This window comes from Hydrogenophaga sp. L76, from assembly GCF_057654755.1.
This window is the reverse complement of record NZ_CM172807.1, coordinates 218,475-240,224: the sequence shown is the minus strand read 5'-3', so window position 1 is coordinate 240,224 and position 21,750 is coordinate 218,475. Positions and strand designations below refer to the sequence as shown.

General features: G+C 64.0%; 21 protein-coding genes. 14 read left to right on the top strand and 7 right to left on the bottom strand.

Annotated elements, in window-relative coordinates; translation table 11 throughout:
• Window positions 1-41: 41 nt before the first annotated feature.
• From tilS to cysS, 4 genes are all read right to left on the bottom strand, one after another.
• Window positions 42-986 (bottom strand): tRNA lysidine(34) synthetase TilS, encoded by a 945-nt coding sequence (tilS, locus tag AC23D4_RS01150; RefSeq protein ID WP_472888555.1) that lies wholly within the window; start codon window positions 984-986, stop codon window positions 42-44.
• 229 nt (window positions 987-1,215) lie between these two features.
• Complete coding sequence (locus AC23D4_RS01145) at window positions 1,216-2,205, bottom strand: acetyl-CoA carboxylase carboxyltransferase subunit alpha (RefSeq protein ID WP_472888510.1); 990 nt, start codon at window positions 2,203-2,205, stop codon at window positions 1,216-1,218.
• 110 nt (window positions 2,206-2,315) lie between these two features.
• A complete protein-coding gene (locus AC23D4_RS01140) occupies window positions 2,316-2,963 on the bottom strand; it encodes a DNA-3-methyladenine glycosylase family protein (RefSeq protein ID WP_305363049.1) in 648 nt (215 codons plus the stop codon).
• Window positions 2,963-4,351 (bottom strand): cysteine--tRNA ligase, encoded by a 1,389-nt coding sequence (gene cysS / locus AC23D4_RS01135; protein WP_472888509.1) that lies wholly within the window; start codon window positions 4,349-4,351, stop codon window positions 2,963-2,965. Before cysS ends, AC23D4_RS01140 begins: the two co-directional genes overlap by 1 nt.
• Window positions 4,352-4,668: 317 nt before the next feature.
• Between cysS and AC23D4_RS01130 the strand changes: the two genes are divergently transcribed.
• The 6 genes from AC23D4_RS01130 to AC23D4_RS01105 are packed head-to-tail and all read left to right on the top strand — an operon-like array spanning window position 4,669 to window position 9,991.
• Window positions 4,669-5,664, top strand: a complete 996-nt coding sequence (locus AC23D4_RS01130; RefSeq protein WP_472888508.1) for a tetratricopeptide repeat protein — start codon at window positions 4,669-4,671, stop codon at window positions 5,662-5,664.
• The gene (locus AC23D4_RS01125) at window positions 5,664-7,169 is read left to right on the top strand and encodes a L,D-transpeptidase family protein (RefSeq protein ID WP_472888507.1); all 1,506 of its coding nucleotides are present in this window, start codon (window positions 5,664-5,666) and stop codon (window positions 7,167-7,169) included. Before AC23D4_RS01130 ends, AC23D4_RS01125 begins: the two co-directional genes overlap by 1 nt.
• Window positions 7,169-7,786: a peptidylprolyl isomerase gene (locus AC23D4_RS01120; protein WP_472888506.1), complete on the top strand. Its 618-nt coding sequence runs from the start codon at window positions 7,169-7,171 to the stop codon at window positions 7,784-7,786. The genes AC23D4_RS01125 and AC23D4_RS01120 overlap by 1 nt, the downstream gene beginning before the upstream one ends.
• A 2-nt stretch (window positions 7,787-7,788) precedes the next feature.
• Complete coding sequence (locus tag AC23D4_RS01115) at window positions 7,789-8,295, top strand: peptidylprolyl isomerase (RefSeq protein ID WP_472888505.1); 507 nt, start codon at window positions 7,789-7,791, stop codon at window positions 8,293-8,295.
• 26 nt (window positions 8,296-8,321) lie between these two features.
• A complete protein-coding gene (locus AC23D4_RS01110) occupies window positions 8,322-9,134 on the top strand; it encodes a UDP-2,3-diacylglucosamine diphosphatase (RefSeq protein ID WP_472888504.1) in 813 nt (270 codons plus the stop codon).
• A 5-nt stretch (window positions 9,135-9,139) separates the two neighbouring features.
• Window positions 9,140-9,991 carry a M90 family metallopeptidase gene (locus AC23D4_RS01105; RefSeq protein WP_472888554.1) on the top strand — a complete coding sequence of 284 codons (852 nt, stop codon included), beginning with the start codon at window positions 9,140-9,142 and terminating at the stop codon, window positions 9,989-9,991.
• A 47-nt stretch (window positions 9,992-10,038) separates the two neighbouring features.
• Here AC23D4_RS01105 and AC23D4_RS01100 read toward each other — a convergent pair whose 3' ends face one another.
• Complete coding sequence (locus AC23D4_RS01100) at window positions 10,039-12,792, bottom strand: DUF349 domain-containing protein (protein ID WP_472888503.1); 2,754 nt, start codon at window positions 12,790-12,792, stop codon at window positions 10,039-10,041.
• A gap of 711 nt (window positions 12,793-13,503) precedes the next feature.
• Window positions 13,504-14,487, bottom strand: coding sequence for an IS5 family transposase (locus tag AC23D4_RS01095; protein ID WP_472887108.1), 984 nt, complete (start codon window positions 14,485-14,487; stop codon window positions 13,504-13,506).
• 206 nt (window positions 14,488-14,693) lie between these two features.
• Between AC23D4_RS01095 and AC23D4_RS01090 the strand changes: the two genes are divergently transcribed.
• From AC23D4_RS01090 to nrdR, 3 genes are all read left to right on the top strand, one after another.
• Window positions 14,694-15,596, top strand: a complete 903-nt coding sequence (locus AC23D4_RS01090; RefSeq protein WP_472888502.1) for a lytic transglycosylase domain-containing protein — start codon at window positions 14,694-14,696, stop codon at window positions 15,594-15,596.
• Between the two features lie 286 nt (window positions 15,597-15,882).
• Complete coding sequence (gene glyA, locus AC23D4_RS01085) at window positions 15,883-17,127, top strand: serine hydroxymethyltransferase (RefSeq protein ID WP_472888501.1); 1,245 nt, start codon at window positions 15,883-15,885, stop codon at window positions 17,125-17,127.
• 31 nt (window positions 17,128-17,158) lie between these two features.
• A complete protein-coding gene (nrdR, locus tag AC23D4_RS01080) occupies window positions 17,159-17,608 on the top strand; it encodes a transcriptional regulator NrdR (protein ID WP_305363060.1) in 450 nt (149 codons plus the stop codon).
• Window positions 17,609-17,680: 72 nt separating this feature from the next.
• On the opposite strand, the gene AC23D4_RS01075 is transcribed toward nrdR, so the two are convergent.
• On the bottom strand, window positions 17,681-18,229 hold the full coding sequence (locus tag AC23D4_RS01075; protein WP_472888500.1) for a GspH/FimT family pseudopilin: 549 nt from the start codon (window positions 18,227-18,229) through the stop codon (window positions 17,681-17,683).
• Window positions 18,230-18,601: 372 nt separating this feature from the next.
• Between AC23D4_RS01075 and AC23D4_RS01070 the strand changes: the two genes are divergently transcribed.
• The 5 genes from AC23D4_RS01070 (at window position 18,602) to AC23D4_RS01050 (ending at window position 21,744) form a co-directional block, all read left to right on the top strand.
• Complete coding sequence (locus tag AC23D4_RS01070) at window positions 18,602-19,015, top strand: type IV pilin protein (protein ID WP_472888499.1); 414 nt, start codon at window positions 18,602-18,604, stop codon at window positions 19,013-19,015.
• On the top strand, window positions 19,012-19,515 hold the full coding sequence (locus AC23D4_RS01065) for a GspH/FimT family pseudopilin (protein ID WP_472888498.1): 504 nt from the start codon (window positions 19,012-19,014) through the stop codon (window positions 19,513-19,515). The genes AC23D4_RS01070 and AC23D4_RS01065 overlap by 4 nt, the downstream gene beginning before the upstream one ends.
• Window positions 19,512-20,096: a hypothetical protein gene (locus AC23D4_RS01060; protein WP_472888497.1), complete on the top strand. Its 585-nt coding sequence runs from the start codon at window positions 19,512-19,514 to the stop codon at window positions 20,094-20,096. Before AC23D4_RS01065 ends, AC23D4_RS01060 begins: the two co-directional genes overlap by 4 nt.
• 77 nt (window positions 20,097-20,173) lie before the next feature.
• A complete protein-coding gene (locus AC23D4_RS01055; protein ID WP_487623680.1) occupies window positions 20,174-21,178 on the top strand; it encodes a PilW family protein in 1,005 nt (334 codons plus the stop codon).
• The gene (locus AC23D4_RS01050) at window positions 21,178-21,744 is read left to right on the top strand and encodes a hypothetical protein (protein ID WP_472888495.1); all 567 of its coding nucleotides are present in this window, start codon (window positions 21,178-21,180) and stop codon (window positions 21,742-21,744) included. The genes AC23D4_RS01055 and AC23D4_RS01050 overlap by 1 nt, the downstream gene beginning before the upstream one ends.
• Window positions 21,745-21,750 lie beyond the last annotated feature (6 nt).

Below are 21,750 nucleotides of genomic sequence, written 5' to 3'. Positions count from 1 at the left end.
CCCAGGCGAGGGCGCAAAACGCGCCCGGCAAAGCCTTGGAATTATATCGACGGGACGCCGTCCACCGGTGCAAAGGCCAGATGCCCGCCTTCGCGCGTGACGAAACCGCTGGCCACCTTGATGCGGATGCGGTGGCCGCGCGTGCGGCAATCGGCCACCTGGTCCAACAACTCGTCCAGCTGAGCCGTGCTCGCGGCCACACCCGCAATCTGGCGCAACCAGTGGCGCAGTGCATTGCCCTGGCGCTCGCGGCTGAGCAACTGCAACGCCGGGATGGCGGGGGGCATGCCGGCCTGCGCCAGATCGATCCGGGCCAGATCGTCCAGCAACACCTGCGCCTGAGCCGCATGACCCGCGCTGCGCGCGAGCAGCGGTCGAAAGCCCGGAAAACAGGCCTCCCAGGCCGGCATCAGGATTGCCCGGATGCGGTTGCGGGTGTAGCGCAGGTCGGTGTTGGTCGGGTCTTCCACAAAGGCGTGTCCCGTTACATCCAGCCATTCGCGCAAAGCGGCAGACGGCAAGCCCAACAAGGGACGGCCAAACACCACGCCATGCCGCACGAACCGGTCGGGCATGGCCGCCAAGCCGGGCAGTCCGGCGCCCCGGCTGAGCGCGAGCAGCAAGGTCTCGGCCTGGTCGTCGGCGTGCTGCCCGAGCAGCACCATGGACGCACCCGCCTGCTGCGCCATGTCGGCGAGCGCGGTGTAGCGCACGGCCCGCGCGGCATCTTCAGGGCTCTGTCCCGGAGCATGTGCCGCCTGCACGCGGCGCACCTGCAGGCCAATGCCGTGGAGCTCGCAAAAACTGCTGGCGAAGGCTTCAAAACCGTCGGCCGCCGCCTGCAGCCCGTGGTGAACATGCAGGGCCAGCACCCTGCCCGGCCAGCGCTGATGGGCTGCTAGCAACAAGGCCGTCGAGTCGGCACCGCCGCTGTAGGCCACCGCCACCGTGATTTGAAATGCGCTGGCCTCTGCGCTCGCGGGCATCCAGCGGGCACACCACGCCGCCAACGCCTGCTCGCAGGGATCGGCGGGTGCGGGCGAAACGTTCATTTCAGAGTCTGAGAGTTTTTCGGGCGTGACCGAGCAACGCGCCACAACGTGCCCGATCAAGGCGCAAAGCACAGCCATAGCTCGGGCTATGGCGCGCATTTGCAACGACGAGCGGGTGCGTTTTGGCGTGGTGAGCGGGCATGAGCGAAAGACTCTCAGACTCTCAGTGCTTGTCCGACTTGCTCTCGGCCTTGGTGTCGGTGTAACGACCGTAGCTGTTGAGGCGCGCGTAGCGGCGGTCCACCAGCTCCTTGACCTTGAGGTCGGCCACCTGGCGCCACGCGTCGGTCAGCGCGCGCTTGAGGAACGCGGCCATCTGCCTGTGGTCGCGGTGCGCGCCACCCACCGGTTCGTTGACGATCTTGTCCACCAGGCCCAGCGCCTTGAGGCGGTGCGCGGTGATGCCCAGCGCATCGGCGGCATCGCTGGCACGGTCGCTTGTCTTCCAGAGAATGGAAGCACAGCCCTCGGGACTGATCACCGAGTAAACCGAATATTGCAACATCAGCACCTGGTCGGCCACCGAAATAGCCAGCGCACCGCCCGAGCCACCTTCACCGATGATGGTGGAGATGATCGGCACCTCGAGTTGCGCCATCTCGAAGATGTTGCGGCCAATGGCTTCGGACTGGCCACGTTCCTCGGCGTCGATGCCGGGATAGGCGCCCGGGGTATCCACGAAGGTGAACACCGGCAGCCTGAACTTCTCGGCCAGCTTCATCAGGCGCAGCGCCTTGCGGTAGCCCTCGGGCTTGGTCATGCCGAAGTTGCGCAGACCACGCTCTTTCGTGTCGCGCCCTTTCTGATGGCCCAGCACCATGCAGGGCTGCCCGTTGAAGCGGGCCAGGCCGCCGACGATGCTCAGGTCGTCGGAGAAGTGGCGGTCACCGTGCAGTTCCTGGAAGTGCGTGAAGATGTCGCGCACATAGTCCAGCGTATAGGGCCGATCGGCGTGGCGCGCGATCTTGGTGATCTGCCAGGGCGTGAGGTTGCTGTAGATGTCTTTGGTGAGCTGCAGGCTTTTGCCCGACAGCTGCTCGATCTCGGCGGAGATGTCGACCGCCGATTCGGTCTGGACGTAGCGCAGTTCTTCGATTTTGGTTTCGAGATCGGCAATCGGTTGTTCGAAATCGAGAAAGTTCTTTTTGGCCAAGGTGTGACTCCTGTGGTCTTGTGACGACCCTTCCGCGCTCCGCACGCATGCGGCTCGCGGTTCCGTGTCCTGAAGGAATCAGAACGGTGTTTCAACGACGTCTTTTTGTATCAATAGGCCACGGGGGCCGGGTCCAGCGAGCGCCAAATATACCAAGTCGCCACACTGCAGAACGGCGCCCAGGAAGCGGCCACTTCGCGTATCTCGCTGCGGCTCACCGGTTCGCCCGAAAAATAGCAGCGGCTGATGCCATTCTGCAAGCCCACGTCGTCCAGCGGCAGCACGTTGGGCCGCATCAGGTGGAAGATCAGGAACATCTCGGCGGTCCAGCGACCGATGCCGCGGATCGCCACCAGCTCGGCGATGATGGCCTCGTCGTCCATATCGGCCCAGGCATTCACATGCACCTGGTCGTTGGCAAAGTGCAGGGCCAGGTCCACCAGGTACTCGACCTTGCGGGCCGACAGGCCGGCCGCGCGCATGTCGTCCACCTTGAGCTTGAGCACCTGGGCGGGCAACATCTTCTTGGGCAACACGGCAAACCGGTCCCAGACCGATTGCGCGGCCTTCACCGAAATCTGCTGGCCCACGATGCTGCGCGCCAGCGTGACAAACGCGTCACCCCGCGACTGCAGGCTCACGCCGCTGTGCAGGGGAATGAGCTTTTTCATCACCCGGTCGCGCTTCATCAGGTGACGACAGGCCTCCTGCCAGTACACCGGGGCCTCGGGTCCCACGTCGGGCAACACAGACGCCATCAGCTGCGCTCCCAGGTGGTGCCCTGGGCGCTGTCTTTCAGCACCACGCCCTGCGCTAGCAGCTCCTGACGTATGCGGTCGGCTTCGGCAAAATTCTTCGCCTGCTTGGCAACGGCACGGTCCCCGATCAGCGCCTGAATCGCCGCCTCGTCCAGCCCACCTGCCGCGCCACCACCGCCCTGCAAGAAGGCCGCCGGCTCAACCTGCAGCAGTCCCAGCGTGCCGCCGAGGGCACGCAACAGCCCGGCCAGCGCCGCATCCTTGCTGCGATTGACTTCGCTCGCGAGATCAAACAGCACGGCCACCGCTTCGGGCGTGCCAAAGTCCTCGTCCATCGCGGCGCGGAAACGCTGGGCAAACGGATGCGACCAGTCGATGGTGGCCACCGCTTCGGCAGACACCATCGACAAGGCGGTGTACAGGCGCTTGAGGGCTGCACGGGCATCGTCCAGATGCGCATCGCTGTAATTGAGCGGGCTGCGGTAGTGGGTGCGAACAATGAAAAAACGCACCGTCTCGGCGTCGTACTTGGCCAGCACCTCGCGGATGGTGAAAAAGTTGCCCAGGCTCTTGGACATTTTTTCGTTGTCCACGCGGACAAAACCGTTGTGCATCCAGAAGCGCGCCAGCGGCTTTCCGCTCGCCCCTTCGGACTGGGCAATTTCGTTCTCGTGGTGCGGAAACTGCAGATCGGCCCCGCCACCATGGATATCGAAGGTCTCACCCAGCAGCGCGCAACTCATGGCAGAGCACTCGATATGCCATCCCGGTCGTCCTGGCCCATAGGGTCCTTCCCATCGGGCTTCTGCCGGTTCATCGGGCTTGGCGGACTTCCAGAGCACAAAATCCAGTGGATCGTTCTTTTCGCTGGCCACCGCCACCCGCTCGCCGGCACGCAGATCGTCCAGCGACTTGCCCGACAACTTGCCGTAGCCGGGAAACCGGCGCACCGCGAAATTCACGTCGCCATCCTGAGCGCGATAGGCCAGGCCTTTGGCTTCGAGCTGGCCAATCATTGACAGCATCTGCGGCACGTAGGCCGTGGCGCGCGGCTCGAAGCTGGGCGCCTCGATGCCCAGCGCAGCGATGTCCTGGTGCATGGCCAGCGTCATTTCGTCGGTCAGTGCCCGGAGGGTGATGCCTCTGGCGAGCGCCCGCTGGATGATCTTGTCGTCGATGTCCGTGATGTTGCGGACATAGGTCACACGGTAGCCACTGACCTTGAGCCAGCGTTGCACCACATCGAACGCCATCATCATCCGGGCGTGGCCGATGTGGCACAGGTCGTAGATGGTCATGCCGCAGACATACATGCGCACATGACCCGGCTCCAGGGGTTCGAACGGCTCCGGCCGACGGGACAGGGTATTGAAAATGCTCAGGGTCATGGGAACAGGATTCGGGGAGTGAACGGAAGCGGGGGGGCCGAACACAGCACCTTCCACTTCGCACCTGCCAGCAGGTCCGAAACGGAACAAAAAGTCGGAACAGTGGGTGTGAGCGGGCCGAATGTCACGCCCGACCGGCATCAGGAAGCCATTGGACTTACACCCTCAGATACAATCTGCCAGTATAGCCAGCTTGGTCTTGGGCGAGCGCACTCGGACAGGCGCTATATTCATGTTTACAGGCCCGCCCGCGGTCTTCGGTCTGCCCGCATTCGCTCTTCTGAGGTCCCATGCATCACCCCGTCAAACCTTCGTCCATGCTGTCCGCTTCCAGTCGCGGCGGCACCTCCACCCTGGTCACATCCCGGCTGCGCCTGCTGGCGCTCTCGGTGGCTGTTTCGGCCGCGCTGGGGGCAACCGTGGTCATGGCCCAGACCGACGATTACGCCGAGGTCAACCGCCTCATGCGGGCCGGGCAACTCAGCGAGGCCTTGAGCAAGGTGGATCAGTACCTCACCAGCAAGCCTCGCGATCCCCAGATGCGCTTCCTCAAAGGCGTGATCCAGACCGAAGGCGGCAAACACAGCGATGCCATTGCCACCTTTTCCAAGCTGACCGAAGAATTTCCCGAACTGCCCGAGCCCTACAACAACCTGGCCGTTCTATACGCCGGACAGAGCCAGTTTGACAAGGCGCGCGCAGCCCTCGAAATGGCCATCCGCACCAACCCCAGCTACGCCACAGCCCATGAGAACCTGGGTGACGTGTACGCCAAGCTGGCCAGCCAGTCGTACAGCAAGGCACTTCAACTGGATTCCGGCAACACCGCCGTGGCCCCCAAGCTCAGCCTGATCCGCACCCTGTTCAGCGCCGACGCCAAGGGCGGTGCCCGCCCGGGTGCGGCGCTGACTCCGGCGGCGGTGGCCAAGCCCGCAGTCCCGGCTCCGACGCCCGCACCCGCCGCTTCGGGCAACGCCGAAGCCGCCGTGGAAGCCGCCGTGGCTTCCTGGGCCAAGGCCTGGTCCAGCAAGAACATGCAGGCTTACCTGGGTGCCTACGCCGGCAACTTCACGCCCCCCGGCGGCCAGGCCCGCAGTGCGTGGGAAGCGGACCGCGAGGCCCGCATCGTGCCTCGTTCGCGCATCGGCGTGGACATCAGCGATCTGTCGGTATCGGTTGATGGTGATCGCGCATCGGCCAGCTTCAAGCAGGACTACAGTTCCGACACGCTCAATGCCACCAGCCAAAAAAAACTTGATTTCGTCAAGAACGGCAGCCGCTGGTTGATCGTGCGCGAATCCACGGGTTCCTGATGGCCGGTCGGCGGTACTTCCAGCGTGGCCACGCCAGCATCACAACCGCCAACCTGAGCTCGGGCATTGGCAGCCTGCTGCGCCCGGCCACTGGACTGGCCGTTCTGGCTGCAGTGGCGCTGTCCATCGGTTTGATCAGTTCCTGCGTGGGTCCGATGGGCTTGTCTGGCGGTCTGCTGGACCGGATGGCCGCCGTGGTCACCACCGCCGATCCAGCAAATGCATCATCCGCTCCGTCCATGCTCGACAACGCGCTGAGCAAGGTACAGGACGCAGCCCAGTTGCTTGGGACACCCAAAATCGCATCCGGACTGCAATCCAGCCCGCTCTCCGGTGAAGCGCTCCAGCAGGTGATGCCTCTGATGGGCCAGGCCGAGGCCCGGCTGATTGAGATCTACCAACTGATCAGCCAGGGCCTGGCGCGCGAAGCGCTGACCAAGGCCGACACCTTGGTGCGTGACCATCCGAACTTTCACCTGGCGCACCTGGTGCACGGCGACTTGCTGAGCCTGCAAACGCGCCCAGTCCGCCAGCTCGGCGATGTGCCAGACACCAAGGCGCTGGCCGCTTCTGAGCAGCTCAAGACGCTGCGAGAAGAGTCGCACCGCCGTCTGCGGGCCCTGATGGAGCGACCACCCGCCGGGAGTATTCCCGCTCAGTTCCTCGCCCTGTCATCGCAGAGCCGGCATGCGATTGCCATCGATGCATCCCGTTCACGCCTGTACCTGTTTGAAAATCAAACCCCATCTGCGTCGGGCAGCCTGATCGCAAAAACACCCCAGTTGCGCCTGGTGGGTGATTTCTACATTTCCGTTGGCCTGTCCGGCATCGAGAAAACCGTTGAGGGCGACAAGCGCACACCGCTGGGCGTCTACTACATCACCAGCAACCTCAACCCGGACAACCTGCCCGACCTGTACGGCGTGGGTGCACTGCCGATTAACTACCCCAACCCGCTCGACGTGCAACGCGGCAAGACCGGCAGTGGCATCTGGCTGCACGGCACGCCCAGCGAACAATTTGTGCGGGCCCCTCAGGCCTCCGATGGCTGCGTGGTGCTGTCCAACCCCGATCTGGAGCGGCTGCTCAAGACCGTGCAGATCCGCACCACGCCGGTCGTGATCGCGCCCGAACTCCACTGGGTGCGACCCGAGGCACTCGACACCGAGCGTCACGTCTTTGAGGCAGCCCTGGAAGCCTGGCGCGTCGCCAAGAGCGAAGGCAATCTCGGGCAGCTCAAGGGGTTTTACTCCAGCCGTTTCCTGAACCAGGGCCGCGATCTGGCCCAATGGTGGCCGCGCGTCGAGAGCGAACTGAGCCCCGAGAAAGGCCCCCGGGAACTGCAGCTCAAGGAGCTCTCCCTGCTTCGCTGGCGCGACGCTCAGGACACCATGGTGGTGACCTTCGGCGAGGTTCCTCTGGGCCAATCCCGCGGCGTCACACGCCGGCAGTACTGGGCGCTGGAACGCGACCAGTGGAAAATATTCTCAGAAGGTACCCTTTGATGCAAAACACCCCTTTCAAGCAGCGCCCTTTGCGCCGTCATCTGGCTTCCCTGCTCGTCGCAAGTGCTGCAGCGGTCCTGCTTCCGGTGGCCGCATGGGCCCAAGGCACGCCGGTCGCCGAGACGCCCAAGGTGCGCCTGAGCACCTCCATGGGTGACATCGTGCTGGAGCTGTATCCCGACAAGAGTCCGAAAACGGTCGAGAACTTTCTGCAATACGTGCGCGACAAACACTATGACGGCACCGTGTTCCACCGCGTGATCAACAACTTCATGATCCAGGGCGGCGGTTTCAACGCCGACTTCCAGCAAAAAGCAACCCGCCCGTCCATTCCGCTGGAAGCCAGCAATGGGCTGAAAAACGACCGTGGCACGATCGCCATGGCCCGAACACAAAATCCCAACTCCGCCACGGCACAGTTCTTCATCAACGTGGTCGACAACGCCGCCTTGAACGCACCCAACCCCGACGGATACGGCTATGCCGTTTTTGGCAAGGTCACCGCGGGCATGGATGTGGTGGACAAGATCAAGCTCGTTCCAGTCGGCAACCAGGGCATGCACCAGAACGTGCCCAAGACACCCCTCACCATCCTCAAAGCCACCCTGGAGAAATGAACATGGCCAATCCCCAAGTCGAACTGCACATCGCCAACTTCGGCGTCGTCACCCTGGAACTGGACGCCGAAAAAGCGCCCCTGTCCACCGCCAACTTCCTGTCATACGTGAACAAGGGTCACTACAACAACACGGTGTTTCACCGCGTCATCCCCGGCTTCATGGTGCAGGGTGGCGGCTTTGAGCCGGGCATGAACCAGAAGCCCGCCGACGCCCCCATCAACAACGAAGCCAACAACGGCCTGAAAAACGAGCTCTACACCGTGGCCATGGCGCGCACCAGCGACCCGCACTCGGCCAGCGCCCAGTTCTTCATCAACGTGGCCAACAACGCTTTCCTCAACCACACCGCACCCAGCGCCCAGGGCTGGGGCTACGCCGTGTTCGGCAAGGTGGTTTCCGGGTCTGACATCGTGAAGAAGATCGAGGGCGTTGCCACCGGCCGCAAAGGCTTCCATGACGACGTGCCCAAGGAAGACGTCGTCATCGAAAAAGCCGTCGCCCTTTGATGGCAGGGGCTCCTTGCCCCTCTCCCATGCCAGACACGACCTCCGACCGCTTCGCCACCCTGCGCGCACCCGCGCACTGGCAAGCGGTCGATTTCATTTCCGACCTCCATTTGCAGGCGTCGGAACCGGCCACACTGGCCCTGTGGCAACGCTATCTGCAGCAGGCCCCTGCCCTGCGGGCCGATGCCCTGTTCATCCTGGGCGATCTCTTTGAAGTCTGGATCGGCGACGACGTGCTCGCGCCCCAGACCTCCGACACCCCGTCCCTATGGCACACCTGCGCCCAATTGCTGCGGGAGCACAGCCGTCACACCCCGGTGTATTTCATGCACGGCAACCGCGATTTCCTGCTCGGTGCCCAGGCGCTGGCCGCCTGCGGGATGGTCGGGCTGAACGATCCGACGGTGCTGGAATTTCACGGCCAACACTGGCTGCTCAGCCATGGCGACGCCCTGTGCCTGGCCGATACCGACTACCAGCGCTTCCGCGCCGTGGTGCGTTCTGCCGACTGGCAGCGCGATTTCCTGGCCAGGCCGCTGAACGAGCGTGAAGCGATTGCACGCGGGCTGCGCGAGCAAAGCGAGGCCCGCAAACGCGGCAACGCGCACGATCACACCCTCTGGGCCGACGTCGATGCGGATGCGGCCAGACAGTGGCTGCAAGCGACCGGTTCACAGACCCTGATCCACGGCCACACCCACCGCCCGGATCAGCACGATCTGGGACAGGGCCTGCGGCGCGTGGTGCTCAGCGACTGGGATCCGACCGCCCAGCCACCGCGTGCCGATGTGCTGCGCCTCAGCGCGCAGGACGGGTTGCAGCGATTGCCCCTGTGTTGAAGCCGGTGGTCCGACTGCTGCAACGCTGGCTCCCCAGGCGCTGGCGCAGCCCGCAGCCGCTGCCCGCAGCGCTGTGGCGCGAAACGCAGGCACAACACCCCTTCCTGGCCGAACTCACCGCAACGGAACAAAGCCACCTGCAGCAGCTGTGCAGCCATTTCCTGCTGGAGAAGGAGTTCCACGGCGCCCACGGCCTGAAGATCACCGACACCATGGCGTTGAGCATCGCGGCGCAGGCCTGCCTGCCGCTGCTGCACATCGCCAGTCCGGCGGACCGGGACCACCAGAACCCGATGGATGCGCTGGACTGGTACGACGATTTCGTCGGCATTGTGGTGCAGCCGGGTGCTGCGGTGGCCATGAGGGAAACGGCCGACGCCGCGGGTGTGGTGCACCGCTACCGCGAAGTCCTCGCGGGCGAAGCCATGGACCGTGGCCCCGTGATGCTGAGCTGGGAGGAAGTCGCGCAAGCCGGCCAGACCGCGACCAGCGGAAACAACGTGGTGATCCACGAGTTCGTGCACAAGATGGACATGCGCGGCATGCAAGCCGGCGAAACCCCGGATGGTGCACCCGTGCTGCCCCAGGGTTTGTGGGGCGCGACCCGTCCGGCCCAGGCGAGGAAGCACTGGCGCGACACCATGTCCATCGCCTTCACCCAGTTTCGCGAAACGCTGAGTCTGGCCGAACGCTTCGGTGGCGAACGCCCCTGGCTGGACAGCTATGCCGCCAAGGACCCGGCCGAGTTTTTCGCGGTGACCTGCGAGGCCTACTTTGTCAACCGCGAGCGCTTCGCTCTCGAGTTCCCGACCCTGCTTTCGCTGTATGACGGGTTTTTTCGGGCTGACCAGGCATAGTGGTCGGTCGGTAGCCCGCCAATGGCAGGCAGGCCACCGACGTCCGCTCAACGCTTGAGCAGGACCTTGAGCGTGTTCTGCAAACGGCGCGCAGCGCCTGCGTCGTAAACACCAGCCAGCACACGCGACACATCCTGAGCCCAGGTATCGACCGGCGCAGCTTCGTGGCGGCGCGTGAGCAACTGCAGTTGCAGCATGCGGCGGGTATCCAGCAGTTCGGCCGGCGTGGGTACTTCGGCCGCCATTTCCAGCCGCAACAAGGCGTCGGCAGGCACCGCGGCGGGCGCACCCCCGTTCAGGCTCTGGGACCACGCGCTGCGGGTTGCCGCGTTGACCCGCGAACCCAGCGCCTGCGCAGTCGGCAACTGCGACGCATCGCGCTGCTCCCAGGCGGTCAGCAACTGGGTCAACACCTCACCATGCGCTTGGGCCGCAAGCTTGCGCAACGCCGCTTCGGCGTGTTCGATCGCCTGGCGCTGGGCGCGGAAAGCGGCGTCCCCCAGGCGCGGGCCCCGCGGCTCACGATCAAAGCGGTCACCCCCTCGCCCATCCCGCGCATCACCGCGAGCACCAAAACCACCCCGTGCATCGCGGCTGTCACGGCCCGGGGGGCCACGGCGGTCGTCACGTCCGGCGGGCTCGGTCTTTTTCATGCCCGGGCGGTCATCACCACGCACCGCCACGATCTTCTTCGGCGGGGCGGCTGGTTTGGCGGGCACGGCGGCTTCCACCGCGGGAGCTTCGCCTTCGCCTTCGGCATCGGCCGGTGCAGATCCCTCCGCAGCCGGAGCCAGGGGTTGATCCTCTGCCATCGCCTCCGTGGACCCGACCCCGGCCTGCGACGCAACAGCCTTCACCGTGCCGCTGGCCGGTTCGTCTGCGGCCGCGGCCTGGCCGCGCAAGGCGGCCTCCAGCGCCGCCATGGCGGCGCGGATCTGCTGGACATCGCCGCTCGCACTGGCAGCATCCACCGCCTGCGAAGCATCAAGCACGCGCTGGTCGTGGGCGTTGAGTGCCGTGGACGCCTTCTCGCGTTCGCTGCTCTTGCGGGCAAAAGCCTCGTCAATGGGCTGGCGGAAGGCCTCCCACAGCTTCTGTTCCTGCTTGCGCTCCAGCGGCACCGCGTGCGCCTCGGCCTGCCAGCGCTGCTGCAGCGCCTTGACCGCGTCGATGCGCAACTGGGGCGCGGCGCCCATGGCCTTGGCTTCGTCGATCAGGGCCCGGCGGCGCTCGACGCTTTGTGCCTGCGCAGCTTCGAGACCGGCGTGAGCGGCGTGCATGGCGGTTTTCCAGAGCGGCTGCATTTCGGCAAACGCCTTTTCGCTCAGGTGGCCCGCTTCCCGCCAGCGCTCGGAGAACGCGTGCAGTTCACGCACCTGGGCCTTCCAGTCGGTGCTCTCCACGTGCGCAGCCGTCCAGGCCTTGAGTTCTTCAATGATGGCCATGCGCTGGGTCTTGTGGGCCTCCGCCTGCTGGCGGACCTGGGTCAGCCAGGCCTCGACGCCTTTGTGGGCCTCGGTGCAGGCTTCGTCAAAACGCTTCCACAACGCGTGGTTGGGCTGGCCGCCCTGATCGGTTGCTTTCCATTGATCGCGCAGGCTGCGCAGGGTCTCCTGCATCTTGCGCCCGCCGAGCCGCTGGCCTTCGGGCGGCTGCAACAGGGCCTCGGCCTTTTTCACCAGCTCTTCGCGCAGCTGATCGGCGCGCCAGCGCTGCCAGTCTTCCAGATCACCGGCCTGGGTCAGCGCCGCGTGGGCGCGGGCCTCCAGCTCGGGACCGATGAGGCGGGCGTGCGACTTCAGCACCGCACGCACATCGGCCGCGGCCTTCGGCGTGGCTTTGCCATGCCCCTCGGCCAGCTCGCGCTCCAGCACACCCAGGGCACGGTCCAGCTCGGCCAGCACCTTGGCCCGGCGTTCCTGGGCGGCCTGGGCATCGTGAGCGGCTTTTTCACCTGGCACGGCGGCGTCGACACCGCGCGCGGCGCGCAACTCGTCCGCCCACACCGGCACGGCAGGCAGCGGCGCCTGCGGGTTCGCATCGGCCGCAACCGCCTGGGCCAGGGCCGCTTCGAAAGCCTCCCACACCAGTTGCAGCTGACTGCGGGAAGCCTGGAGCATCGGGGGAAACTTGGGCTCGACGCTGGGCCACTGGGCGTCGTCGGCCAGGGTGCTGGCCTGCTGCTGCCATTGAGCCACGTCGGTGCGCAGCGCTTCGGCGCTCTGCAGGGCTTCGCGCCACGGCTTGGTCGACATCACTTCGATGCGCTGGGCCATCAGCACCGCCGACTCGCGCTCCACCTGAACGCGGTGCTGCACATCCTCGATCGCCTTGACGCGTTCGGCCAGGGCCTGCTTCAGCCCCGCCAGGGGTTCGCGCGACAACGGCGCTCCGGCACGCGCGGCGTCGCGCTGCCAGGCCATGGCATCGGCCAGGTTCAGACGGGACTGCCCGATGAGGGCCTCGGCCTTGACGGCCCACTCGGCGGCAATCTGTTCCTGGGCCTTCAAACGTTTCTGTTCGTCCAGCTTTTCCTTCAGCGGCTTGGCCGCACCCCGGTCGCGCTGCGACAGCTCCTTGAACACCTCGGTCATCTGCTCCAGACCCGGTTCGCTGGCCAGCCATTCACGGATGCGGGACGCGCGTTCGCCCGAGGTGGGCGCAGAAAACGCGCCACCGGTCAGGGCATCCAGGGGATGAGCGGCGCTGGCGGCGGCTGGCTTGGAGCTGGCGGGCGTGTTCACGGCAGATTCCGGGGCATTGGACTGGGGGGGACTTCTTCGCAGGGAAAACAGCGACATACAGGGATCGTTCTATATAGGAGCCGGCGCGTCGAAGCGCCTGGCGAAGCCCGTATTGTCGCTGCTGTTGCTTCCGATGCCGATCAAGCACGTCCAAAAACAAGAAACCCCGGTGAGCAGAACCCACCGGGGTTGACGGCGGGCAACTTGCACTTGCCGTCAGTTTTGGCGGAGGGAGTTGGATGTCTCTCCAGCCTGGAAGCAACAGATTGCTCCCGTTTGGAACCGGTTGGCGGATGCTCCGCGTCGCCGGTTTGATGCCCATCAACGACGGGCAACTGCAGATTAACCGGGTTCCGGATCGGGTTCAAGGTGTTGACCGGAACAAGGTCATGGAAATTTTCAATCGCGATGCGAGCGTGATACAAGCCACCCGGTTAGCAGCCGTAACAACCACCCGCCCCCACCCGAATCGACCAGCGGCGCCCTGATCGCTGACCGGCGAGCAGCGCCGGGCCGGGCTGGTATCCGTGCTAGCACGAGACTCAAAGGATGGCCAAAACCACCATTCAATATACTTTTAAGTAGTTAGAGTTTAAATCTTAAACATTGACTTGATATTAAACATCCCCTAAGGAAGGTCTGCACAACACCCGCCGCAGCGTGAGTTGAAGCATCCGATTTCAGATGATGGTGATTGCAGGCTCGCAAGGTCGGTTTGAAAGGCGATTTCGCCCCGTTTTGCGGTCCTCTGGCCATCTGCAGGCGCACTCATCCCCGCATCTCCTGAAGCAACGTGCGCCGCACCATCCACAGGTTGGACAGCGCGAACAGCGTGTGCAGTTGCGCCGTGTTCTTGGCCAGTCCCCGGTAGCGCACCTTCACATGCCCGAACTGGCGCTTGATCACCCGAAACGGATGTTCGACCTTGGCCCGGATGCGCGCCTTGGCCTGCTCCAACTGGTCCATGATCGAGCCCATCGGCGTGCTCTTGTCCAGTACCTTGCGCTTGCCCGGTCGCATGGCCACATGCCAGTTGACCGTAATGCCTTGCGTCTCTTCCCGTTTGCCCACGCCTTGGTAGCCCGCGTCGGCAAAGACGTCCGTCTCTTCCCCGTGCACCAGTGCGTGCGCCTGCGTCACGTCATTGACGTTGGCCGCTGTGCCCACCACCGTGTGCACCAAGCCCGATTCCGCATCGACACCAATGTGCGCCTTCATCCCGAAGTGCCACTGATTGCCCTTCTTGGTCTGGTGCATCTCGGGGTCACGTTCACCGCTGCTGTTCTTGGTCGAGCTCGGCGCGGCGATCAGCGTGGCATCGACTACCGTGCCGCTTTTGAGCAGCAACCCCTTGGCTGCCAGCGTGGCGTTGACGGTGGCCAGGATCTGCAAGCTCAGGTTGTGCGCTTCGAGCAGGTGGCGAAATCGAAGAATCGTGCTCTCGTCGGGCAGGTTGTCTTCACCCGCATCCAGGCCCACGAACTCGCGGAACAGTGCCATGTCGTACAGCGCCTCTTCCATAGCCGGGTCTGAGAGGTTGAACCACTGTTGGATGAAGTGGATGCGCAGCATGGTCTCAACGGCGAACGGTGGGCGTCCGCCCTTGGCGCCAGGGGCGGGTGCGAGTGGCGTGATCAGCGAAACCAGTTCGGCCCAAGGCACCACCAGGTTCATCTCGTCGAGGAACTCGCGTTTGCGCGTCCTCTTGGTCTTGCGCTCGAATCCGCTCTCGCCCAGGCTCATTTGCTTCATGACGTCACTGTCTCACATCGGGCAAGGGGCGCCGAGGTTTTGCAGACCTTCCCTAACATTCGCCGGTTTTGCCCATTCAGGGTAAACCCGAGCCGCTGACCCAGCAGGGTCCATCGACCGCATGGCTCACAAAGCCCGCCTCGATGAGGTGCCCAGCCAGCCGCACCGACCCATCCGGTCACCGCGGCACCGACAGGAGAGACCACATGAACGATATCCACCGCCCACACAAGAGCACCTCAGGTGCCACGGCATCCCTCAAGACCACCCTGAGCGACGCGTACCAGGGTTTTGTCGCCATCACCCACAATGGCCTGGCCCTGATGGGCATGGCCCTCGCGCTGGGCCTGATCACCCTCGCAGCACGCAGCGACCTGCGCCAGGACGCCGAGCAACACCTGCTCGGCTGGTTGCAGCAACGCCAGGAGGCCAACGAGCCTGTGATCGCGTTTGAACCCGAACCCGACGCCGTGCAACGGGTGACCGCCGTGTTGCCCCACCACCTGCCCAAACAGCAGGCCAACGTGGCCTTCTGGCTGAGCCGCAAGTACCGGGTCGCGCCCGAACCACTGGGCGTGCTGGTGGCCGAAGCCTTTGAGGTCGGCGAAAAGGCGCGCATGGACCCGACCCTGATCCTCGCCGTCATGGCCGTGGAGTCGCGCTTCAACCCGTTTGCCCAGAGCCCCGTGGGCGCTCAAGGCTTGATGCAGGTGCTCACGCGCGTGCACACCGAAAAATACGAGGACTTCGGTGGCCAGCTGGCGGCGTTCGATCCCGTGTCCAACTTGCGGGTGGGTGCGCGGGTGCTGCAGGAATGCATCAAACGGGCGGGCTCCATCGAAGGCGGCTTGCGCCTGTACGTCGGTGCGGTCACCACCGATGGCAGCGGCTACATCAACAAAGTGATGGCTGAACACCTGCGCATCCAGAGCGTGGCGCTGGGCAAGCCCATGCCCACCCGCTTCCCGGTCTACAGAAGAGCCACGCCGGTCGTCGCACCCGCGGAGACCGAGGCTTTGCCAGCGTCCGAAGCGCCCGAACTGGAAGCCGCCGATGCTGCGCCCCCCGCTGCGGAAATCATGGAACCCCTGCTGCTGGTCCGTTCGTGACCGGCTCGGGCCCCGGGAATATCCTCCTCCCGGGCGTCGGGCAGCCCTGCTCGGCTAAACTAGGCCCCGTACGCAACTGGCGATAGGCACCCAAGGCGCAGGGCTCCCTGCCCGACCTTCGGTGCTGACGTGGCCCCCCTGCCCCCATCCGGGACCGCAGGGACAACCACTGGGAAGCGTGCCGCCTGGCTGCCAAGACAGGTGATCAGCCGTTCGCCTGGGCAGCCCCTGCCGTCGTCACCCCGCTGACGCGCGCCGGGATCCACGTTACCCAAGACTGCCAACCATGTACGACCGCAACATCCTCATCGAGCAAACCGACCCCGAGCTGTTTGCCGCCATTCAGGCCGAAAACGCGCGCCAGGAACACCACATCGAGCTGATCGCCAGCGAGAACTACGCCTCGCCCGCCGTCATGGCCGCCCAGGGCACCCAGCTCACCAACAAATACGCCGAAGGCTACCCCGGCCGTCGTTACTACGGCGGCTGCGAATACGTCGACATCGCCGAGCAACTGGCGATCGACCGCGTCAAGCAGATCTTCGGCGCCGACGCGGCCAACGTGCAGCCCCACTGCGGTGCCTCCGCCAACGAAGCCGTGTTCCTGGCTTTTCTGAAACCCGGCGACACCATCATGGGCATGAGCCTGGCCGAAGGTGGCCACCTCACCCACGGCATGGCGCTCAACATGAGCGGCAAGTGGTTCAACGTGGTCAGCTACGGCCTGGACGCCAACGAGGCGATCGACTACGAAGCCATGGAGCGCAAGGCGCGGGAAACCAAACCCAAACTCATCATCGCCGGCGCATCGGCCTACAGCCTGCGCATCGATTTCGAGCGCTTCGCAAAGATCGCCAAGGAAGTCGGCGCCATCTTCATGGTGGACATGGCCCACTACGCCGGCCTGATCGCTGCGGGCGTGTACCCCAACCCGGTGCCGTTTGCCGACGTCGTGACCTCCACCACCCACAAGAGCCTGCGCGGCCCGCGCGGCGGCATCATCCTGATGAAGGCCGAACACGAAAAGGCCATCAACAGCGCCATCTTCCCCGGCCTGCAGGGCGGCCCGCTGATGCACGTGATCGCCGCCAAGGCCGTGGCCTTCAAGGAAGCGCTGCAGCCCGACTTCAAGCTGTACCAGCAACAGGTGATCACCAACGCCCGCATCGTCGCCGAAACCCTGGTTTCGCGTGGCCTGCGCATCGTCAGCGGCCGCACCGAGAGCCACGTCATGCTGGTCGACCTGCGCGCCAAGGGCATCACCGGCAAGGAAGCCGAGGCCGTGCTGGGCAGCGCCCACATGACGATCAACAAGAATGCCATTCCCAACGACCCGGAAAAGCCCATGGTCACCAGCGGCGTGCGCATCGGCACGCCCGCCATGACCACCCGCGGCTTCAAGGACGAAGAAGCCCGCCTGACCGCCAACCTCATTGCCGACGTGCTCGACAACCCGCGCGACCCGGCCAACATCGAGGCCGTGCGCGCCAAGGTCAACGCCCTGACGGCCCGCTTCCCGGTCTACCGTTGAGCAGCCACCGCAGCAAGGTGCCATTGAAACCATGAAATGCCCTTTCTGCGGTCATCTGGAGACCCAGGTCGTCGAGACCCGGATCTCCGAAGACGCCGACTTCATCCGCCGCCGCCGCCAGTGCGGCCATTGCCAAAAGCGCTTCACCACCTATGAAAGGCCGGAAGTCAGCTTCCCGGCCGTGGTGAAGAAAGACGGCCGGCGTGTCGACTACGTGCCGGCCAAGCTGCGGGCCTCGTTCGCCCTGGCGCTGCGCAAACGCCCGGTCAGCACCGAGCAGGTCGACGCGGCCATCGAGCGCATCGAAGAAAAGTTGCTGAACCTGGGCGCCCGCGAAGTCCCGGCCACCCGGCTCGGCGAAATGGTCATGCGCGAACTCAAGAAGCTCGACAAGGTGGCCTACATCCGCTTCGCCAGCGTGTACCGCAGCTTCGAAGACATCGACGAGTTCCGGGCGCTGGTGGACGAAGTGAGGAAGTGAACGCCCCTTACTGCGGCGAATCCTCGAAAATGCTGGCTGCCGCTGGCAAAAAACGACCAACGGGTTGTGCCTTCATGGGCAGGATGTCAACACCGCCCTGACCGTCCTCGGTCGGCCCGCACTGTTGATGATGATCCGTGAAGCCTGGGTAGCCACGTCTGTTTCTCGGCAAACGGTGATACTTCCCGCCTGAAAAGCGCCATTCACCAGATGGCTGGACCCTGCGCCGGAATAGGAAACGAACCTGGAAACTGGCACATTTCCAGAAATCAACCAACTGCCTGGCATGGCCGACTCCGTCAACAACAGATTTTCACCCGGATCGAGTTGCACATTGTTGTTGGGATCGGAAAAAACGATCCACCCTTGTGACCAAAGTCCATCGGAGGTACAAGACTGTCCATCGCGTGATTTGCAGAGGGCCACCCGAGAATTCCGCTTGATGGCCTCGCTTCTGGTCAAAAGAAGCGCCGCCAAGAACCTGTTTGAATAAGCCGAAAGGCGAGTGCCATGCCCGAAACCGGACAAATCCGGAAGGGCCACGGCCAACAAAATCCCGATTATGGTCATGACAAACAGGGATTCAACCAGCGTGAATCCGTGATTTTTGTTTCTATTCATACCCTTCCCTCCAGCGCATTTTTTAGGACCCGACTTCTTTCAAACACAGGTCGTTGCACCCGCAAGCATACGGCCTGAATTCGCAAGCTGCTGCAAAAAATGGCGAATGACAGATTCCGCATTCGATTATGTAACCGTGAAACCCGAATGCACCCTGAATACCTGCGGTTCATCCCTCCGGATGGGCATGAACCGGTCAGGTCCGGGCGATCCAGGCGCCGGGATGTCATCGCTCGCGCCGGTCCTTGCCGCCTCCGGCAAAGGCACTTTGCAACGCAAAATACCGTCGAACCGGGCTTCCCGGCCGCTCATCAGCCAGGGCGCTCCCATTCGATGTCAACCGCTACGATGCAGTGGAAACATCCAAATACCATGAACGTCCTACGCACCAGCCTGCAGCGCGGCTTTACCCTGATTGAACTGATGATCACCGTCGCGATCATCGGCATCCTGGCTTCCATTGCCTTGCCCAGCTACCAGGATTACGTGCGCAAGGGCCGGCGTGCTGATGCACAGGCTTTCATGTACGAAGTGGCCTCGCGCCAACAACACTTTCTGGTGGACCGGCGCATGTATGCGAGCACATTGGTCGCATTGGGCCTGGCGGCCCCCAGCAGCGTCAGCCTGTATTACGACATCACCCTGCCCGTCGTGGTCAACAATGTTCAACCCATGGGTTTCACCCTGCAGGCGGCACCCAAAGGCGGTCAGGCCAACGACACCTGCGGTACCTTGACCCTGAATGCGCAAGGCGCCAAAAGCGCCGCCAAAGGGGGTTGCTGGTGAAATCACGGGCAGCCTTGGGCCGCGCGGCCGGCCCTCCAAAGCAAAGCGGTTTCACGCTCATTGAAGCGCTGATGGTGATTGCCATTCTCGGCATTTTCACGGCGCTCGCAGCCCCCAGCTTCAGCAACACCATCGCCACCATGCGGATCAAGTCCATTTCATTTGACCTGGTGAATGATCTGAACATCGCGCGATCGGAAGCCATCAAGCGAAATGCGGTGGTGGTATTGGCATCCGAGGGCGATGACTGGAACCAGGGGTGGCGCATCACAACCGGTGGCACCACCTTGAAGACCCGCGAGGCCCTCACGGGGTCCATTGCCATCGCATCCGATGAGACCGAGATCAGTTTCCTACGCAATGGCAGGCCCGATGTGGTTGCAGATGGCGATGACGCGACCGACTTCAGCATCACATCCAGCCTGACCGGTGTGACCGGCCGTTGCGTCAAGCTGCAGCCAACCGGATCGGCCCGCTCCGTCAAAGAGGCTTGCCCATGATGACCTCGCGCCCACGCCCTGCGGTCCAGCCCACCACGCAACGCGGCTTCCTGCTGATCGAAATCCTGGTGTCGCTGGTCATCATCGCCTTCGGCTTGCTGGCCCTGGCCGGCTTCGTCACCAAGGCCACCACCCTCGCGGTCGACACGGTCCAGCGCACACGGGCCTCCACCCTGCTCAGCGACATGGCGGGGCGCCTCATCACCAACAAACAACTGGCCGTGGCCGGCAACTATGTGGCCGCGACCCAGCCCTCCACCGGCTACGGCACGCCCAGCGCCACCAGCACGGTGTGTGCTGACGTCGGGGTGGCGGCGGTGGATCTCTGCGGCTGGCACAACCTGCTGCTGGGCACCAACGACGCCCAGACCGGCGGCAATGCTGCTGCGCTGGGCTACCGGGGCTGCCTGAGCCGGGATCCGGTGGCGCCCATCTTCACCATCACGGTGGCCTGGGGCGGCACCACCCCCGGCGAACCCGACACGGTACCGAACAGCGACTGCGGTGAAGGCCAGTTCGGCGACGACGCCTACCGGCGCGTCCTGCGCACGACGGTGCGCATTCCTTCCCTGGCCGAATGATGCGCACCATGACACCCAACCATTTCCCCCGCGCCGGGCGCGCCGCTGGCATGCGTGGCTTCACCCTGGTCGAGCTGATGATCGGCATGACCATAGGCCTTATCGTGCTGCTCGGGCTGACGGTTTTTTTCTCCTACAACTCGCGCAACCAGCACGATCTGGAGCGCAGCATCGGGCGCGTGGAAAACGCGCGGTTTGCGCTGGACACCCTGACCGAAGACCTGTTGCACGCGGGTTATTACGCCCAACACGTGCCCGCCAACGCCACCACCTACCAAGCCATCGTTCCCTGTCCTGAGCCTTTGATCCCCCCAAACCCTGATAACCCCTGGAACCTGGGCTGGAACGCGGCCGCGACCAGAATGCCGCCGGCCGTGCAAGGGTTTATAGCCGACGAAGACGATGGCACGCAGGACTGCCTGACGGGCCTGCGCGACAAAGTCGACAAAACCGAGGTCATCACCGTGACCCACGCCGAGACCGGGGATCCCGATCTGCCGGCCGAGACGAAGACAACCGACCTGTACATCCAGACGAAGGGGTCTGACGCTAACACCCAGGCCACGAGTTGCGCCCCCGACCCCCAAGTCATCGTCGCCACAGGCCCTGCAAGCAACTTTGTGCTGAAAAACGCGGCCTGCGACACGTTCAAAAACGTTCACCGCCTGTCGCAGCGCACCTATTTTTTATCGAAGTGCAACGACTGCACCAACAACGACGGCATCCCGTCCCTCAAGCGGGTTGAGCGCATCAGCGGCGGCTTCGTCGTCAACACAGTGGCCGAAGGGGTTGAACAACTTCAGTTTGAATACGGCGTGGACACCGATGGTGACGGGCAGGTGGATGAAGTGCTGCCTTTTGCCGGCATCACAGCGGTGGATCCCTACGAGTGGCGCAATGTCATGGCCGTGCGGGTGCACATGCTGACCCGCTCCAGCCTGCCCGATCCAGGTCACAAGGAAGAACGCACCTTCCAGATGGGTGCACTCACCCTCACGCCGGCCGATCTGCCGTCCGGCTTCAAGCGCACCCTGCTCACCACCACCGTGCCGCTGACCAACGTGACGGGCCGGAGAGAATGATGAAACCATGCCTTCAACAACGGCCCGGCAAACAGCAAGGCTCGGTGCTGCTTATCACCATGGTCTTCCTGCTGCTGTTCGCCATCGTCGCGACCGCGGTCTTCCGCGGCTCCCAGACCAGCGTGCAGGCGGTGGGCAACATGCAGTGGCGCACCGAGGCCATCAACGCCAGCAACGAGGTGGTGGCCAACATCCTCAGCGACTACGACGGCTTCATCCAGCCTGCTCTGACCCACGGCTTGAATGGCCCGGGTGCCCCGACTGTTACTGCGTTTTCCTCCGATGTCAACGGCGATGGCAAAGCCGACATCTCGGTGAACGTGGACAAAGTCGAATGCAACTATGTGGCCCCGGTCAAGTGGGAAGATCTCGACGAGGAGAAGAAGGAAGACCAGCAATGTTTCGGCAGCAGCGCCAACCAGATGGGCGAACCGCCAGCGATCTGTTCTGAAGTCCAGTTCTCAGTGGCGCTGACCGCCACCGATACGGTGAGTGCGGCCAACGTCCAGATCGAGCAGGGTGTGGGCGTACGCGTGAACAGCGTTACCAATGTTTGCGATTTCTGATCCCCA

Bases quoted from the DNA above. Each gene is read 5' to 3' on its own strand.
- AC23D4_RS01095 (WP_472887108.1), bottom strand. From the start codon at position 14,487: ATGAAGCAAATGAGCCTGGGCGAGAGCGGATTCGAGCGCAAGACCAAG.
- AC23D4_RS01060 (WP_472888497.1), top strand. From the start codon at position 19,512: ATGATGACCTCGCGCCCACGCCCTGCGGTCCAGCCCACCACGCAACGC.
- AC23D4_RS01050 (WP_472888495.1), top strand. From the start codon at position 21,178: ATGAAACCATGCCTTCAACAACGGCCCGGCAAACAGCAAGGCTCGGTG.
- glyA (WP_472888501.1), top strand. From the start codon at position 15,883: ATGTACGACCGCAACATCCTCATCGAGCAAACCGACCCCGAGCTGTTT.
- AC23D4_RS01110 (WP_472888504.1), top strand. From the start codon at position 8,322: ATGCCAGACACGACCTCCGACCGCTTCGCCACCCTGCGCGCACCCGCG.
- AC23D4_RS01125 (WP_472888507.1), top strand. From the start codon at position 5,664: ATGGCCGGTCGGCGGTACTTCCAGCGTGGCCACGCCAGCATCACAACC.
- AC23D4_RS01120 (WP_472888506.1), top strand. From the start codon at position 7,169: ATGCAAAACACCCCTTTCAAGCAGCGCCCTTTGCGCCGTCATCTGGCT.
- AC23D4_RS01140 (WP_305363049.1), bottom strand. From the start codon at position 2,963: ATGGCGTCTGTGTTGCCCGACGTGGGACCCGAGGCCCCGGTGTACTGG.
- AC23D4_RS01055 (WP_487623680.1), top strand. From the start codon at position 20,174: ATGATCGGCATGACCATAGGCCTTATCGTGCTGCTCGGGCTGACGGTT.
- AC23D4_RS01090 (WP_472888502.1), top strand. From the start codon at position 14,694: ATGAACGATATCCACCGCCCACACAAGAGCACCTCAGGTGCCACGGCA.
- AC23D4_RS01115 (WP_472888505.1), top strand. From the start codon at position 7,789: ATGGCCAATCCCCAAGTCGAACTGCACATCGCCAACTTCGGCGTCGTC.
- AC23D4_RS01075 (WP_472888500.1), bottom strand. From the start codon at position 18,229: ATGAATAGAAACAAAAATCACGGATTCACGCTGGTTGAATCCCTGTTT.
- AC23D4_RS01130 (WP_472888508.1), top strand. From the start codon at position 4,669: ATGCTGTCCGCTTCCAGTCGCGGCGGCACCTCCACCCTGGTCACATCC.
- nrdR (WP_305363060.1), top strand. From the start codon at position 17,159: ATGAAATGCCCTTTCTGCGGTCATCTGGAGACCCAGGTCGTCGAGACC.
- cysS (WP_472888509.1), bottom strand. From the start codon at position 4,351: ATGACCCTGAGCATTTTCAATACCCTGTCCCGTCGGCCGGAGCCGTTC.
- AC23D4_RS01070 (WP_472888499.1), top strand. From the start codon at position 18,602: ATGAACGTCCTACGCACCAGCCTGCAGCGCGGCTTTACCCTGATTGAA.
- tilS (WP_472888555.1), bottom strand. From the start codon at position 986: ATGCCCGCGAGCGCAGAGGCCAGCGCATTTCAAATCACGGTGGCGGTG.
- AC23D4_RS01100 (WP_472888503.1), bottom strand. From the start codon at position 12,792: ATGTCGCTGTTTTCCCTGCGAAGAAGTCCCCCCCAGTCCAATGCCCCG.